Origin of the sequence: Sinorhizobium arboris LMG 14919 (assembly GCF_000427465.1) — a bacterium.
GTDB lineage: Bacteria > Pseudomonadota > Alphaproteobacteria > Rhizobiales > Rhizobiaceae > Sinorhizobium > Sinorhizobium arboris.
In genome coordinates, this window is sequence record NZ_ATYB01000009.1 from 247146 (window position 1) to 261986 (window position 14841).

A 14841-nucleotide genomic window follows, 5' to 3' on the forward strand; every position below is an offset into this window, starting at 1 on the left:
TCACATGGCGTCGGGGGTGTCTCGTGAATGCGAGCGTTGGTACATCGTCAGCGCCCACTCCGTTCGAAGTTCGTCCAGATACAAAATGTAAACGTTACCGTCACTGCCCCTGACCTTAAAGTAGCGGTAGTCGGCGCCGTGCCACTGATCGATGTTTTCGGCCACTTCGATCTGCCGGCCGTTGAGGTAAAATCGTCGGAGCTTTTCGGCACCGCCGTCGTCCATAAAGGTTTCGACCTGAACTTGCATGGCGTGCTTGCTGTCCCGCGGCCGAAAGGCGCAGGACCGCGCCTCCTGCCGGTCGAACCGGAATCTCTCTCGGTGATTGGACAAATAGCTGAGGGTGGACGAGAAGAAAAGGTGCACGGCGCGCTGGCCTCGACGAGGCATTGGAACGACCTTCCGATGCGGTGGCGGAGACGAAGCCGGCGCCGACGCCCTCTCGACGGTCAGGAACGGTATTGGGACATGGTGAACGATATGGATTGGACGGGTCTCCTGCAGGGGGCGCTGCCACAGCTCGACCTACCCTGGCCTGGGTTCCGGAAGGTGCGGCGCCAGGTTTGCAAGCGCCTGAGGCGGCGCATGCATGATCTCGGCCTCGAAAGTTATGCGGCTTATCGCGCCCGCCTGGAAGCCGATTCGGCGGAATGGCGAATCCTCGCGCTCGACAATGCACACCCGGGCCGACCGGGAACGCAGCGCTAAACCAAGAGGTCAGCCAGCGTAGGTGCGAGACCGCGTGCCGTGCCTTCGAAGCTAAGGGGCGTGTTCGCCATTCGGGTTTGGCGCCGGCGCCTCTCTTGTGTCCCGAGGCGGATTTTCGCGTTCAACGGACTTTGGTGTCGATTCCTGAGGGTCGGGACGGCGGAGGGGCCGCACTTTGGGATCGCCCTTCTTGGGCCGAATAGGAACTTTTTCCATCATGGTACGTTGCTCCCGTCTTCCACAAGAAGAACGGCTCGGCAGAAGCAGAGTTCCAATCGAATGCGAGTATCTCAGCCTTGTGGGGCCCCCGACGCAGCCTCGCTCCGCTGCGGTTGGGCTTGAGCCCGCGCCCGCTGTAGCGGATTCATGGTCTCGTGGAGAGAGCGCGCCGCTCAGGCGATGAAATTCCAGGTGGTGGGCAAGCAACATAGCGCTGGTCCTCGGCAATTTCCCCTAACCTTGCGGAGCAAGGCTCGTGCGGATGCCGGCCGCGGCAAAGCGGGTCAACTGTATCTGAGTTGCCTCCTCGGTATAAAGAACATGAACAGCGCGACCGCTGGCCGTGAGCTTTTCAGCCTCGTTAAAGGCTTCTTCGAAACTGACGGGAATTGCGTCGGTGGGGGTGGAGAGATCGTCCTGTTCCAATACGTAGAACCTGGCGTTTCGGATATCAGTGGTCATCGGCACTCTCCTTTCGCACAACAATAGCTGGCGAGCGCGTTGGTTCCTGATGACAAGGATTTACCTGACGCTGCATGGACGGTGGCCAGAAAACCGCAACCGGCTCGTCGGCCTCATGTCTATCCGCCGGCGACGCATTGTCGATGATAACGTCTCTGGCGGAGGTCGGGTCCTCCTTGTTCCAGGTTATACCAAGCCCGATCTTGAGATCGTCGCCACGCACGCACTCAGCTCGAAGTTTTCTGAAGCGTTGGCTCCCACCGACAGCTAACTTCGTCCGACTGCAGTTGCAGACGATAGATTATGCGATCCTTTGAGCACGGAACGCGAACATCCTCGCAAAGAGACGGGCAAGATTAAACCACGCGCGAGACTAAAGGCGATCGGTGGCCGGCCGATGCGGCGCCGTGGCGCCGTGACTGTACAATCCCCTCGCCATGAGAGGAATCGAACCGTTTCGATGTTGCGTAATTTGTTTAATGGCATAGGACCTGTCGCGCTATTCGCTTTGGGGCCTGACAGTTCCGCCGGCGGCTCGCCGGGCGCCTTACCTGCCGCGGATGATGGCGTCTCTTCCGCCTGCCGTTGAGCGGAACCGGTCAATTCCGAATAATCGTCGGCTGAGAGCCGAGAGTTTATTTTACTGAACCGAAAACGGCTCCCGAAGTCCCTGAAACTTTCGAGTAGGCAACTGTTTCATCGAAGGCGAGATTCGGCGACCGAGGAGAGATCGAAAGCAAGCAGCTCTTCAACGCCTCGCGACGGTCGTTCAGCCATCTGGCGTCGCGGAAGACCAAAACTGTAGCGAAGATGATGTCGGCCCCGAAAAGCAGGCCTGGCATGGGCCCGCCTACGCCAGCCCGCCCTAACAAGGCCAGAGATTTAGGCGTAGGGCTTTTGGGGGCTGTTTACTTGTCGTCGTCGCGCCAGATACGCTCCATGGAAATGAAGGTAAAAGACGCCGACCAAGCAATCAGCACAAGCCCGTTTAACCCTTCCAGTCCGGCGATAATTCGCATGTCGCCCGTGGCGTAAACATCGCCGAATCCCATCGTACTGTAGCAACTCAGCGAGAAATAGAAGAAGTCTGTGGTGCCTGATCCTGCCAGCCCTGCAAGTGAACCAAATTCAGGGTGATAGTGCATCCAGGCACCCAAGGAACACGATCAGTTCGGTTCGTTTCGAAAGTAGCTTGCTGCGGCGCGGGGTCGCCACGCCGGTCATGATCTTAAAATGAGTAGCGCTTGTCACGACGACGAGCGCGGCTGACAGGAGGCAGACCCACACAATCCCTGGCACGTATCAACCTCGACATGGTGCTTGTCGCAGTCGTTATCGGCGCTCCTAAACGGGACCGTACCCAACTGGTTCAAGTACAATAGCAGGGAGCCCTAGTGGGCCGCGAGCTTATAACATGGTCCGCATGCGCGAGATCCAGTCATCTCGCATCGAAGCTCAAAATATCCGCATAGGGTCGTTCCTTCCGGTTCCTGCAGTGAAGCCAGATCAGACGAGGAGATGGTCGCCAATCGGGGGCCAGACCAAGAGAAGATCAAGTTTGAAAATCATTGCCGCATACAGGCCCTCGCACACGTAACGGGGTGATGGGCGGAGATTTCCGGAACCTCAGTCTCTTCTCGCCCCATTGCCAGATCGCGACAGTTGGGCGAAGTTCCGGCGATGTGGCTCGTGAAACTGATGCTTGCGCTGGCAGGGTCGTATGTGATCGTCGCGGCCGGCGTGTACTTCTTTCAGACTTGGCTGATCTTTCCGGCCGGCCTTGCTGCGCTCGGCCCCGACCTGCCGGCCAGCGTACGCCATGTCGAACTGCTAACGGAGGAAGGCGAGCGCATCGTTGTGGTGCGCCTGCTGCCGGAGCGGTCGGCAGCTGAACCACGGCCACTCTTACTCGGCTTCGGCGGAAACGCCTGGAACGCCGATGCGCTTGCCCTAATGATGCACCAACTACTCCCCGACTATGAGGTAGCCGCAATGCACTACCGCGGTTATGAGCCGAGCGGCGGCCGCCCCTCAGCCGTCGCCCTGTTCGACGATGCCCGGCAGGCATACGATCACGTTGCCGCAGAGACCGAAGCAGGCGTCGTTGCGGTTGGCCTTAGCATCGGTGCTGCAGTTGCGGTGGATCTGGCCGCTACCAGGCATCTGCGGGGCGTCATCCTTGTAACCCCGTTCGACTCGTTGAAGGAACTTGCCGCACACCACTATACCTGGCTTCCGGTGCGCCTTTTGCTGCGGCATCGCATGGAAACGGCGGAAACGTTGCGCAATCTCGACGTCCCGACGGCCATCATCACGGCCGACAACGACGTGATTGTTCCCGCGGCGCGCTCGGCACCCGTTCGCGAGGCCGCTCGCGACCTGCGCAGCGACATCGCTATCGCGTCTGGCCACAATGACCTCTATGGCCATCCCGACTTCGCCGGGGCACTGCGCGAATCGATCGCTGCGGTTAGTGACGATTGAGGTTAAAGGAAATCGGCCCTCAATCCGAAGCGCGTCACGCCAGCGATCAAGCGCCGCTGGAGGCGACTAGGCGGAGACCTGGTTGCCGAGCACGGATCGAACAGGACGGGTTCAGTTTCCGCCGGCCTTATAGCTGATCCTGTAAATCACCCCGTTCGTATCTTCAGACACCAGCAGTGACCCGTCCGGCGCTATCGCGATCCCATGGCGCCGTCGCGTTCTTTGATCTTTCGAAGGCTGGAACTGATCGCGATGCGCAGCATTCCAGCGAGAGATAAGGAACGGGAGGCGATTTCCGATGAGCGTGCGCACTTTCCGACGCGACACTATTACCAAGCCAGTCTTCAAATGGGCCTCGCGCATCATGCCGCCGATCTCGAAGACCGAACGCGACGCGATCGAGGCGGGCACGGTGTGGTGGGACGGCGAGCTTTTCACCGGCAATCCCGACTGGAGCAAGCTTCTCGCCAAGCCGCCCGCGAAACTATCCGCAGAGGAGCAGGGCTTCCTGGATGGGCCGGTGCGCGAACTCTGCGCGATGGTCGACGACTGGAAGATCAACTGGGAGCACCGCGACCTGTCGGGTGAGGTTTGGGATTTTCTGCGCGAGAAGAAGTTCTTCGGCATGATCATCCCTAAAAAATATGGCGGCCTCAGCTTTTCAAACACCGCACATTCGGAGGTCGTCCGCACTGTTTCTTCCTGCAGCGTCGTGGCCGGCGTGACGGTAATGGTGCCGAATTCGCTCGGCCCCAGCGAATTGCTGATGCATTTCGGCACCGACGAGCAGCGCGATTACTGGCTGCCCAGGCTCGCCGACGGGCGCGAGATCCCCTGCTTTGCCCTGACCTCGCCTGAGGCCGGGTCGGACGCGGCGGCGATGACCGACACCGGCGTCGTGGAATATGGAGAATGGGAGGGCGAAAAGGTTCTGGGCGTCAGGCTCAACTTCCACAAGCGCTACATCACGCTCGGCCCCATCGCCACCGTGGCGGGCCTCGCCTTCAAGATGTACGACCCGGAAAATCATCTCGGCCACGGCAAGAAGCTCGGCATCACGGTTGCGTTGTTGCCGACGTCGACGCGAGGCGTCATGTATGGCGAGCGACACATTCCGCAATTCACCCATTTCCAGAACGGTCCGCTTTACGGCGAGGACGTTTTCTTGCCGCTCGACCTGATCCTGGGCGGCGAGAAGCAGATAGGAAAAGGCTGGAAGATGCTGATGACGGCGCTCGCGGCCGGCCGCGGTATTTCGCTGCCGGCGCAATCGGCGGCGGCAGCAGCCATATGCGCGCGCGCCACCGGCGCCTATGCGCGAGTCAGGACCCAGTTCAACGTACCGATCGGCACGTTCGAGGGCATCCGGAAGCCGCTTGCCGATCTCGCCGCAAATATCTACCAGATCGATGCTGCAAGGCGGCTCACCATCGCCGCTCTCGACGAGGGACACAAGCCGTCGGTGATCTCGGCCATCATGAAATTCCATGCCACTGAGCGGATGCGCGATTCCGTTGCGAAGGCGATGGATATCCACGGCGGCAAGGCGATCATCGACGGCCCGCGGAATTATCTCGGCAGCCAGTTCAGGTCGGCGCCGATCGGCATCACGGTCGAGGGCGCGAATATCCTCACGCGCAATCTGATGATCTTCGGTCAGGGCGCGGTGCGCTCGCATCCTTACATGCTGAAGGAAATACTGGCCCTGTCGAATGAGGACGAGGCGAAAGGGCTAGACGCATTCGACAAGGTGGTCTGGCGCCATGTCGGGCATGTATTCGCTGCGCTCTGGCGAGCCTTCGTCCGCGGGTGGTCGGGCGGGCGCATCGGTCCGGCGCCGCCCGAAGCGGCGATGCCCGGCTACTGGAAACAGCTGTCGCGGCATGCCGCAACCTTCGCGCTGCTTGCGGATCTCTCGCTGCTGACCTTGGGCGGCGCGCTCAAGCGCAAGGAAATGATCTCGGCCAGATTAGGCGACATACTCTCGGAACTCTACCTGCTCGGCGCGGTTCTGAAGCGCTTCGAGACAGAGGGCCGGCATGAGGAAGACCGACCGATCGTCGACTATGTCATGCGCCAGGGGCAGGGCCGCATCGCGGCCGCCTTTGCCGGCGTGCTCGACAATCTGCCGTCGCGCTGGGTGCCATTCCTCGTCAGGTTGGCCGCTTTTCCCGCTGGCGTATCCGCTCCGGCGCCGTCAGACGCACTGACGAGCGCGGTGGCCGAGACACTGATGAAGGATTCGCCGCAGCGCGACCGGCTGACGCCAGACATCTACCTGGGTGAAGGACATGCGGAGCATCCGCTGAAGGATCTCGAGCGGGCTTTCGGGCTCGTCACCGCGGCGGCACCCATCGAAAAGAAGATGCGCGACGTGCATGTCCGTGACCTGGAAGAGGCCCGCGCCAAGAGTGTCATCAGCGAGGCGGAATTCGCGCAACTCGCCGAAGCCAAGGCGGCGGCGGACCGCGTGATAGCGGTCGACGCATTTCCCATGGAGGAGATCTCGCCGGTCGCCGCGCAGCATCGAAGAAAGAAGACGATGCGCGACAAGCGCTCGGCAGGCTCCGATGCCGCTCAGTGAGACGCGGCCTATTGGACCAGCGCCTGCCTCGGACCATCAACGCTCCTACAGCCGGGCGTCTTATCAGACGCGCAAAGGTCGCTGTAGCACTTTGAGTTGCTGCATGTCTCTTTTAAATTGAGATCGATTTAAGGAGACATGCGGTAGCCGCGCCTGAGCGCCCAGAGAAGCAGCTTTGCATAGAACCTTTCGCGCAGGTCCGCTGGGGCTAAAAGCCGCATTCTTTCGAGTGCCGCGCGCTCCTCCTGGTCGGGCTGACCTTCGCTCAAAGACGCAAGTACCGCGTGCGCGAGCAACCGCTTCGAGGCACTTGTATGCTTCAGATGTCGCAGTGCCGGGACCAGGTGCTGCTCCTCCTCTGAAAACTCCGTGTCGAATGGAAACGGGGCGCACCAATCTTGCTTGCGCAGTGGGAGAAGCGCTTCGGCTATGCGGGCGGGCGTATTATGGCGGGATGCCGACGGAATGCTGAAATCCTTCTCGATCTTGCCGGCGCATTTCGCCGTTTCGAGGAGTTCGTCCTGAAAGGCCGAATCGGTGATCGCCAGCATGGCTGCGATGCAGTCACGATCGGATTTTCCGCGCAGATCAGCAACGCCGTATTCGGTCACGACGACGTCGCGCAGGTGGCGCGGCAGTGTCGTGTGGCCGTAGGACCAGACGAGGCGTGATTCACGGCGCCCGCGCGCCTGGCGTGCCGCGTTGAGTGTGATAATGGAGCGCCCGTCTTGGAGCGCGAAGGCCTGGGCGGCGAAGTTGTACTGCCCGCCGACACCTGAGACAACGCGGCCGTCCGCGAGCGCGTCCGAAACGGTTGCACCCATGAGCGTCACCATCATCGCGTTGTTGACGAAGCACGCATTCACCCGATCGGCGCGCTTTTGCTCCTCGTCGCCGTAAAGTTCATTGACGAAGGAAATGCCCCGCATCTGGAAAAGCGCACGCTCCTCCTCCGGCAGGTCGCGGAGAAACCGGTGGAACGCGGTGCTACCGACAAAGAAACCGGAATGCAGGATTGCCCCGTCGGAGGCACGGCGCTTGAGAATGCGTTCCCGGTACAGATCCATGAAGCCGTCGACGAACATTTCGCTGGCGGCGTAGAGGCCGGTCTTGAAGGCTCCAGTCTCCCGCTTTTCAGCCTCGTTGTGCGGAGAGAGGCGATGCAGCGCGTCGGCGAAAAGCTCGGGCCGCCGCTGCCGGAGGATCAGACCGGCCGTCAGCGCATCGCCGAGCGAGCCGATGCCGATCTGCAGGGTTCCGCCATCCTTCACCAGGCTTGCCGCCTGAATGCCGATGGCGTGGTCGGCCATCGATACCGGCTCCCTCGGCACGACGAAGAGCGGCCGATCGCGATCGAGTCCGTCGAGAATGAGATCGAATTCGCCGGCCGGGAGCACCGCCTCGCCCGGCATGAAGGGCAATTGCGAGCTGACTTCGCCCACAAGCAGAAACGGCTCCCGCCGCGCCTTTATCTTCGGCAGAATATCGAGCGTGATGTCGGCATTGCAGGACACGCTGTACTCGGCGTCCGCGCCGTCGCCGCGCTTTGCCACAAGTTGCGCGAGCACGTTGATGCCGCGGTCGATGAGGTAGCGGCCGACATGGGTGTAATTGGCCGAGACGTAGTTCTGTTGGGCGATCTTGATCGCGAGCCAGCGACCGGCGACGAAAAAGAATTCGCTGACGCGAACGTTTTCCGGCAGCTTGCCTTCGCGCAGCGCCTTGGCGTACGCGATATCCGGACAGCCCGAGTATAGCCGTTCAACCAGCGGCTCGACGAAGCGGCGTTCCATGTCGCTCGACCAGGAAGGCTTTTCCAGCGTCAGCGCCGTCAATATCTCCAGATTGATCGCCCTGTCCTTGATCGCCCGTTCGAACAACGCATTGGTGATGAGATTGGCTTTGCCCAATCCAAGCGGAAGCCCGAGAACGATGCGCCCGTCAAGGCGCTCGATGATGCGGTCGGCGATGCTTTCGGCCTGTTGATGCTGGTCTGGCTTGCCCGTCACGGTTCTCCGCTCAATGCCTCCCAGCCCTTGTCGGGAGCAAACCGCGACCCGTGCCGCTGTTGGAACCGCTTGAGCGTCTCAACAATGTCCGCCGCACCGCGACTGCGCGCATAGTGCATCGGTCCGCCGCGGAACGGCGCGAAACCGGTCGCGAAGATCATCGCGGCATCGAGCGTCTCGTCATCCTTGACAATACCCTCGCGCAGACAGCGTACGCAGGTGTTGAGCATGGGCAGAAGGAGACGGTCTGCCATCTCCTGTCCGGGTGCGGGTGCCTCGGACGACTTTTTCGGCTTGCCCTTGTCGTCATAGACGTAGAGTCCCTTGCCCGCCTTTCGGCCGGTTTCGCCGTTTTCAACCTTCGCTTCGAGCCAGGCCGGAATGTCAGGAATGGGGTCGTCGAGCTTGTCCTTGAGCATCCGGACGACATCGAGACCGATGTCGAGCCCGACACGGTCGGCGAGCTCTATCGGGCCCATCGGCATCCCGAAATCCTCCGCCGCCCGGTCGATGGTCTCCTTGGGCGTTCCCTCGTCGATCATCACGAAAGCCTCGGTGAGATATGCCGTCAGGGCACGGTTGACGAGAAAGCCGGGCGCGCTTTTCACTCCGGCGGGCAACCGGTCGATAGTGCCGCAGAAGCCGTGCACCCTGTCGAGCGTTGCCGGGCTCGCCTTGTCGTGGGCGACAACCTCGATGAACTCCATCTTGGCGACCGGGTTAAAGAAATGCAGCCCGACCAGGCGATCCGGAAAGGCCAGGCCCTCGCGCAGCACCTCGAGCGGAATGCTCGACGTATTGGTGGCGAGGATGGCGTCCTCCTTCAATTTCGGCGCGAGGCCGTCGAACACCTTGCGCTTGACGTCCGTCTTCTCCACGACCGCCTCGATGACGAGATCCGCCTTGGCGACGCCTGCTCCCTCGAAATCGGGAACCAGGCGGTCGAGGGCGTCGCGCCGCTCGATGCTCGAATGAAGTTTCTCGTCGCAGAACTCCGCGGCGCGGCCAATCGCCTTGGCGAGGGTGTCGTGGTCGACATCGGCAAGCGTGACATGCAGTCCCCGCGCCGCGCACCAGACGGCGATATCGCCGCCCATCGTGCCCGCTCCGATAACGTGGACGTGACGAATGCCGCTTTCGGCCTTGGCGGCGTCCTTCAGCTTTTCGCGCAGGAAGAAGACCCGCATGAGGTTCTGCGCCGTCTCGCTCACAAGCAGTTCGGAGAAGGAGGTGATCTCGGCTCCTTGCATTGCCTTGGCATCGCCGCCATGCTCCTCCCAGAGATCGATGAGACGGTAAGGTGCCGGATAGTGCTGCTTCGGTGCTCGTTTTTCCGCCTCGGCACGAAACCGGCGGGCGGCGAGCCGGCGAGCCGGCGCGAGGCCGAGCAGTCCCGATTTCCAGCTGCCGCGATCCGTCTTCATCTGGCCAGCGACGGCGGCGCCCACTGCATTCTCGACATGGCGTTCCTCGACAACCGCGTCGACGAGACCGAGCGCCTTCGCTTTCTTCGCGTGCACGGTCTTTCCCGTCAGCATCATCGTCATCGCCTGGACCGGATCGATCAGCGCCGTCAGCCGGAACGTCCCGCCGAGCCCGGGATGCAGGCCGAGCCTTATCTCGGGAAAGCCCAGTTTCGCGTCACTCAAGGCAATGCGGTATTTGCAGGCGAGTGCGATTTCCAGGCCGCCGCCGAGGCAATAGCCATGGATCACCGCCACGGTCGGTATCGCGAGCGCCGCCAACCGGTCGATGATCCCGTGCGCCCACCGCGTGCGCTTTTCCACCTCGCGCACCTCGGTCACGCCTTTGAAGTCGCGGATGTCAGCGCCCGCGATAAAGCCGCCCCTTTTGGCCGAGCGGATGACGAGGCCCTTGGCGCCGATGCCCTCTATCTCGACAAGCACCGTGTCGAGTTCAGCGATGACTGCTTCCGAGATGGTATTCGCGCTTTCGTTGGCTCTGTCGAGCACCAGCCAGGCGATATCGTCCGGTCCCTTGCTCAGCCGCCAATGCGTGAAAACCTTCAAGGCGGTTCCCGGCCCGAACTCTTTATCGCGGCGGGCGAGCGTTTCCCAAACCGAGGTGTTTCCGGCCGGCATCAGGCAGCCTCCAGGAGCATGGCGCCGCCTTGCCCGCCGCCGATGCACTCGGTGGCTATGCCGCGCTTCAGGTCAAGCCGGCGGATCGCGTTGACGAGATGAAGCACGAGGCGGGTTCCGCTCGTGCCGACCGGATGCCCGAGGCTGATCGCCCCTCCGTCCACGTTGAGCCGGTCGCGTTCGATGTGCCCGAAGACGCCGTCGAGACCGAGCACGTCGCGGCAATATTCCTGATCCTCCCAGGCGGCGATGCAGGCAAGCACCTGCGAAGCGAAGGCTTCGTTGAGTTCCCAGAGATCGACATCCTCCCGGGAAAGCTTCCTGCGTTTCATGATTTCAGTCGAACACAATGTCGGGGCAAGCCCCATGATCGAGGGATCGAGCGCCGACCATTCACTGTCGACGATGCGGGCGAGCGGCGTAATCTGGTGCCTGTTCATCGCCTCTTCCGATGCGAGGACGACCCAGCAGGCGCCATCGGTGATCTGGGAGGAATTGCCGGCGGTGACGTTGCCGTGGGGTTTTTCGAAAACCGCCTCCAACTTCGCGAGCTTGTCCATCGACGTGTCCGGCCGCACGCCGTCGTCATGATCGTAGAGCACGCCGTGGCGGGAGATCGCCGGGATGACCTCGCCCGCGAAGACGCCATTGTTCTGCGCGCGCGCCAGGCGTTGATGGCTTTCCAGGGCATAGGCATCGGCAGCTTCCCGCGTGATGCCGAACAGATGGCCGATCACTTCCGCCGTTTGACCCATATTGAGATCGGTGATCGGATCAGTAAGTCCGCGTTCGAGTCCGACCACAGGCTTCGCCATCTCCGGTCTCAATCCCGCCAAGGCAGTGGCTTTTTCCCAAGGTGTCTTCGCCGCTGCACGGCCGCCGAACCATTCGGCCGCTTGCTGGCGAAGCACCAGAGGTGCATGGGACAGCGCCTCCGTTCCGCCAGCGAGAATGAGATCGGCCCTGCCAGCTTCGATCGCACGGAAGGCTATGTCGATCGACTGCATGCCCGAGCCGCAATTGATCTGGACGGTAACGGCCGTCATTGCCGCCCCCATGCCGAGCCTGAGGGAGGCCACGCGCGCCGGGTTCATCTCGTCGGCGATCACATTGACGCAGCCGAGAACGACGGTGTCGAATTCATCCGGAGAGAAAGGCTGGCGCATGAGAAGCGGCCGTCCACATTGAACGGCAAGATCGACCGGCGTGAACGGTCCCGGCTTGTTGCGCGCCCGCAGAAAAGGCGTGCGCGCCCCATCCACCAGGTAAACGGGGCGAGCAGAAATCGCGGCGGTCCGATTGGGAGATCGGGATCTGCCGGCCATCGGTACCCCGGGAGTGGCCGCCTTCGCCGTGCGACGCGGGGTCGTCGCTGCAGCGGAGTTCGGCGGCTGGGCCATCGCTTGGCTCCCACTAGACGGCGGGACGTCGAAACCGGATTTTCTCCAGGAAAGCATAAGAAAATCACGCGTCAGCCGCACGGGTTCGCGTCAAGGTCAAACGTTCAAAGCCGGGAATCGGTTCCGCAGCCGCCATTCACACGATTTCGCGTGGCAACAGGACCGGCGACACGTGCGCCGGGGCAAGACCGCGGCGCTGCCCAGTAGCCCGCGCCCGGCGAAGCCGTGCAGGGGCTTGAACACAAATTCCTGCTTTCTTTGCGCCAGCGCTTCCACGTTTTCGGTGCGGATCAGATGCGTCTCCGGTACTGGTCGCTCAGGATTTGACGCTCCCGGGGCTCTATTCCCAACTCTTTGTCCCAATGCGGCAGCGATAGCCATTCCAACAGCCGTTTGTCGCTTCGCGTGGCATAGGTAAACGGATTGGGCGCGACGTAACACGACCCGCGCGATAGGCCGCCCGGAGAGCGGAAAAGTCCTCGGACTGCCAGAAGAAATCGGTCGAGCGGTTGACGATGAAGCTCACCGCCTGTCCCTTGAGCAGCAGTTGCTGGCCGTCGCAGCGAAGCTCCCCGGGACAGCCCATCTCCGACTGCCAACCGCGCCGGCGCAACAGATCGCAGAGCAGCTGGAGTTCATTGCGAAATCTGCCTTGTTGCAACGATTCGGCATCATCGAGGATGAGAAACGAAAGTTCATTGGAGCATCGGCGATGATCGGAGGTCCGATTGCCGTGGCTTGATGGTCATGTCGTTGGCTACCGCCGGGCTCAACACCCCGGCAGGCGCTGAGCACTCGCGAAACAAGGACCCTCACCGACCGTTTCCCTGAAAACGGCGAGGCCTCGCCTCGGCATCCCGACGAGGAGATTGGCCATAGCAATTCGCGACTCTTACCGCAACGATGGGCGCTCCCGCTATCCTGACCGTGGCGACTACGTGAATGAGCGTTCGGGCAGGCCTGTTACGCGGGGTGCCCGTCCGGCGGACCGCATACCGGATCGGACATTTGGCGACGACGAAAACTGGAACGATTACGGCGGCACGGGTGTGCGCTACGGCGGCAGCTCAAGCGGCGGTTATGGCACAGGCGGCGCGGCCCTGGACTACCGCGACGTAGTCGGAAGCCGCTATGACTGGGAGAATCGCTACTCGGATGTCCGGCAAGTGTTTCCCGAACAGGGGTGTCATCGAAGGCGCGGGCCTCGCAATTATACCCGTTCTGATCAGCGCATTCGCGAAGATGTGAGCGATCGCCTGACGGACGATCCGCACATCGACGCGTCGAACATCGAGGTGACGGTCGAGAACGGAGAGGTCACGCTTTCCGGCACGGTCATGAGTCGGCCGGTCAAGCACCGCGCTGAGGACATCACCGAATCTATCTCCGGAGTGAAGCACGTCCAGAACAATCTGCGACTCCAGCGCAAAGCCGGTGTTCTCGTGGGTGCCGGACGCAACACCAGGACGCCGGATAGCTCGCCCGGTGGCGGAGGCAATCCCCCGACGATGTTCTAAGGCTCACAAGCCAAGTGTGCCCTAGGCCAAGTATGCCTGGGAATGAATCGGCGAGTGCCATAGCCGTTCATTGATTCAACATCGCTGCAACAGGGGAACATTCGACGTCCGCGGCGATTGGAGTAGGAGATCTCCAACGCAGCTGTCAGGAACGAGGAGGTCAGCGATGAGCACAACCGGACTCGATGTCTTCGACAAGACGCTTCAAATTACCAATACCTGGTTGGATGAAATAATGGCCGAGCTCGGCCCTGATCGGCAAGTAGCTTGGCATGTGTTGAACGCGGTGCTGCGCCCCCTCCGTGACCGTCTGCCGATAGACCTCTCGGCCCATCTTGCATCGCAGCTCCCCGTTCTGGTGCGTGGCACCTATTACGAACAATGGCAGCCTGGACATCAGCCGGACAAGGCTCGTTCGACGAATTTCTCCAGCAGGTGGGCGCCAAGCTCGAAAACATCCGCCCGGTCAATGCACGCGATGCGACGAAGGTGGTCTTCCACGTCCTCTCACGACACGTGGACCGTGGCCAGTTGGAAAAGGTGCGGTCTTCTCTGAAGGAGGACGTGCGGCAGCTCTGGCCAGAGAGCGCCCTGGACGATGCCCCCGGCAGGGGAACATCGGATCGTGGCGGGGCCGAGTAAATGTAGCAACGAAACGCCGCAGACGCGCGTACTGCGGCTGTGAGGGCAAGCTAATGGCCTTCTCCACTCCTGATGACGTCGAGTCTGTCAGAATCGGACCTCCTGGTATCGAGGCCTTTCTCGGCGTCCCCTCAGACGCGAGTGGCCTAGTGATCTTTGCGCATGGCAGCGGAAGCGGACGCTTCAGTCCTCGCAACAATCGCGTTGCGGCGGCGCTGAGGAAAGCGGGGTTGGCGACGCTCCTCGTTGATCTCCTGAGACCGGACGAGGAACAGGACCGCCGCAATGTCTTCGACATAGCTCTCCTCGCCAGTCGGCTGACGGCGGCCAAGCGTTGGATTGCCGAAATCTCCGCGGTGCAGCATCTCCGGGTCGGCTACTTTGGCGCGAGCACCGGTGCTGGCGCGGCCTTGCAGGCAGCTTACGCCGAGCCGGACGTGGGGGCGGTAGTGTCCCGCGGCGGCCGGCCCGATCTGGCCCTAAGCGTCCTGCCGGAGGTTCGTGCGCCCACCCTCCTCCTCGTCGGAAGTCTCGATGGGCCAGTGATCGGCATGAACGAGCGCGCCTTCGACGCCCTCACCTGCAAGAAGCGGCTCATCATTATCGAGGGTGCGGGCCACCTGTTCGAGGAGCCGGGCACGATGGATCAGGTGGTCCGACATGCGACCGACTGGTTCCTGGCCCATCTCGGCAACACGTCGAGAGGGACGTGAC

General features: G+C 61.8%; 11 protein-coding genes and 3 pseudogenes. 7 read left to right on the forward strand and 7 right to left on the reverse strand.

Annotated elements, in window-relative coordinates:
• Positions 1-249: a hypothetical protein gene (locus SINAR_RS1000000136545; RefSeq protein ID WP_027998788.1), complete on the reverse strand. Its 249-nt coding sequence runs from the start codon at positions 247-249 to the stop codon at positions 1-3.
• 219 nt (positions 250-468) lie between these two features.
• Between SINAR_RS1000000136545 and SINAR_RS1000000137515 the strand changes: the two genes are divergently transcribed.
• On the forward strand, positions 469-708 hold the full coding sequence (locus tag SINAR_RS1000000137515; RefSeq protein ID WP_027998789.1) for a hypothetical protein: 240 nt from the start codon (positions 469-471) through the stop codon (positions 706-708).
• Between the two features lie 453 nt (positions 709-1161).
• Here SINAR_RS1000000137515 and SINAR_RS0109010 read toward each other — a convergent pair whose 3' ends face one another.
• From SINAR_RS0109010 to SINAR_RS1000000138270, 3 genes and pseudogenes are all read right to left on the reverse strand, one after another.
• Positions 1162-1389, reverse strand: coding sequence for a hypothetical protein (locus SINAR_RS0109010; RefSeq protein ID WP_027998790.1), 228 nt, complete (start codon positions 1387-1389; stop codon positions 1162-1164).
• Positions 1390-1522: 133 nt separating this feature from the next.
• Positions 1523-1615 (reverse strand): annotated as a pseudogene (locus SINAR_RS1000000137760) (LysR family transcriptional regulator); the annotation flags it as partial.
• Positions 1616-2297: 682 nt separating this feature from the next.
• A pseudogene (locus SINAR_RS1000000138270) lies at positions 2298-2688 on the reverse strand (ion channel).
• Positions 2689-3069: 381 nt separating this feature from the next.
• Between SINAR_RS1000000138270 and SINAR_RS0109030 the strand changes: the two are divergent.
• Together SINAR_RS0109030 and SINAR_RS0109040 are read left to right on the forward strand one after the other, a co-directional pair.
• Positions 3070-3873 (forward strand): alpha/beta hydrolase, encoded by an 804-nt coding sequence (locus SINAR_RS0109030; RefSeq protein WP_027998792.1) that lies wholly within the window; start codon positions 3070-3072, stop codon positions 3871-3873.
• A 298-nt stretch (positions 3874-4171) separates the two neighbouring features.
• Positions 4172-6457: an acyl-CoA dehydrogenase gene (locus tag SINAR_RS0109040; protein WP_027998793.1), complete on the forward strand. Its 2286-nt coding sequence runs from the start codon at positions 4172-4174 to the stop codon at positions 6455-6457.
• A gap of 128 nt (positions 6458-6585) precedes the next feature.
• Here SINAR_RS0109040 and SINAR_RS0109045 read toward each other — a convergent pair whose 3' ends face one another.
• Genes SINAR_RS0109045 through SINAR_RS0109055 form a run of 3 tightly spaced genes read right to left on the reverse strand, consistent with a single transcriptional unit; the run spans position 6586 to position 11893 of the window.
• Positions 6586-8466 carry an acetyl-CoA hydrolase/transferase C-terminal domain-containing protein gene (locus SINAR_RS0109045; protein ID WP_027998794.1) on the reverse strand — a complete coding sequence of 627 codons (1881 nt, stop codon included), beginning with the start codon at positions 8464-8466 and terminating at the stop codon, positions 6586-6588.
• Complete coding sequence (locus tag SINAR_RS0109050; protein ID WP_027998795.1) at positions 8463-10568, reverse strand: 3-hydroxyacyl-CoA dehydrogenase NAD-binding domain-containing protein; 2106 nt, start codon at positions 10566-10568, stop codon at positions 8463-8465. The genes SINAR_RS0109045 and SINAR_RS0109050 overlap by 4 nt, the downstream gene beginning before the upstream one ends.
• Positions 10568-11893: an acetyl-CoA C-acetyltransferase gene (locus SINAR_RS0109055; RefSeq protein WP_050577477.1), complete on the reverse strand. Its 1326-nt coding sequence runs from the start codon at positions 11891-11893 to the stop codon at positions 10568-10570. The genes SINAR_RS0109050 and SINAR_RS0109055 overlap by 1 nt, the downstream gene beginning before the upstream one ends.
• Before the next feature lie 622 nt (positions 11894-12515).
• Here SINAR_RS0109055 and SINAR_RS0109060 point away from each other — a divergent pair.
• The 4 genes and pseudogenes from SINAR_RS0109060 to SINAR_RS0109080 all read left to right on the forward strand — a co-directional run bounded on the left by SINAR_RS0109060 (position 12516) and on the right by SINAR_RS0109080 (position 14840).
• Entirely contained in the window at positions 12516-12710 is a 195-nt protein-coding gene (locus tag SINAR_RS0109060; protein WP_027998797.1) for a hypothetical protein, read from the forward strand.
• A gap of 127 nt (positions 12711-12837) precedes the next feature.
• Positions 12838-13485, forward strand: coding sequence for a BON domain-containing protein (locus SINAR_RS1000000134665; protein WP_050577458.1), 648 nt, complete (start codon positions 12838-12840; stop codon positions 13483-13485).
• 166 nt (positions 13486-13651) lie between these two features.
• Positions 13652-14127: pseudogene (locus SINAR_RS01000000133275) on the forward strand (DUF2267 domain-containing protein).
• A gap of 53 nt (positions 14128-14180) precedes the next feature.
• Positions 14181-14840, forward strand: a complete 660-nt coding sequence (locus SINAR_RS0109080) for a dienelactone hydrolase family protein (protein WP_027998800.1) — start codon at positions 14181-14183, stop codon at positions 14838-14840.
• The last annotated feature ends 1 nt before the right edge of the window (position 14841 follow it).

Excerpts from the sequence above, each read along its gene's own strand:
- SINAR_RS1000000136545 (WP_027998788.1), bottom strand. The coding sequence starts at position 249 with ATGCAAGTTCAGGTCGAAACCTTTATGGACGACGGCGGTGCCGAAAAG.
- SINAR_RS1000000137515 (WP_027998789.1), top strand. The coding sequence starts at position 469 with ATGGTGAACGATATGGATTGGACGGGTCTCCTGCAGGGGGCGCTGCCA.
- SINAR_RS0109010 (WP_027998790.1), bottom strand. The coding sequence starts at position 1,389 with ATGACCACTGATATCCGAAACGCCAGGTTCTACGTATTGGAACAGGAC.
- SINAR_RS0109030 (WP_027998792.1), top strand. The coding sequence starts at position 3,070 with ATGTGGCTCGTGAAACTGATGCTTGCGCTGGCAGGGTCGTATGTGATC.
- SINAR_RS0109040 (WP_027998793.1), top strand. The coding sequence starts at position 4,172 with ATGAGCGTGCGCACTTTCCGACGCGACACTATTACCAAGCCAGTCTTC.
- SINAR_RS0109050 (WP_027998795.1), bottom strand. The coding sequence starts at position 10,568 with ATGCCGGCCGGAAACACCTCGGTTTGGGAAACGCTCGCCCGCCGCGAT.
- SINAR_RS0109055 (WP_050577477.1), bottom strand. The coding sequence starts at position 11,893 with ATGGCCGGCAGATCCCGATCTCCCAATCGGACCGCCGCGATTTCTGCT.
- SINAR_RS0109080 (WP_027998800.1), top strand. The coding sequence starts at position 14,181 with ATGGCCTTCTCCACTCCTGATGACGTCGAGTCTGTCAGAATCGGACCT.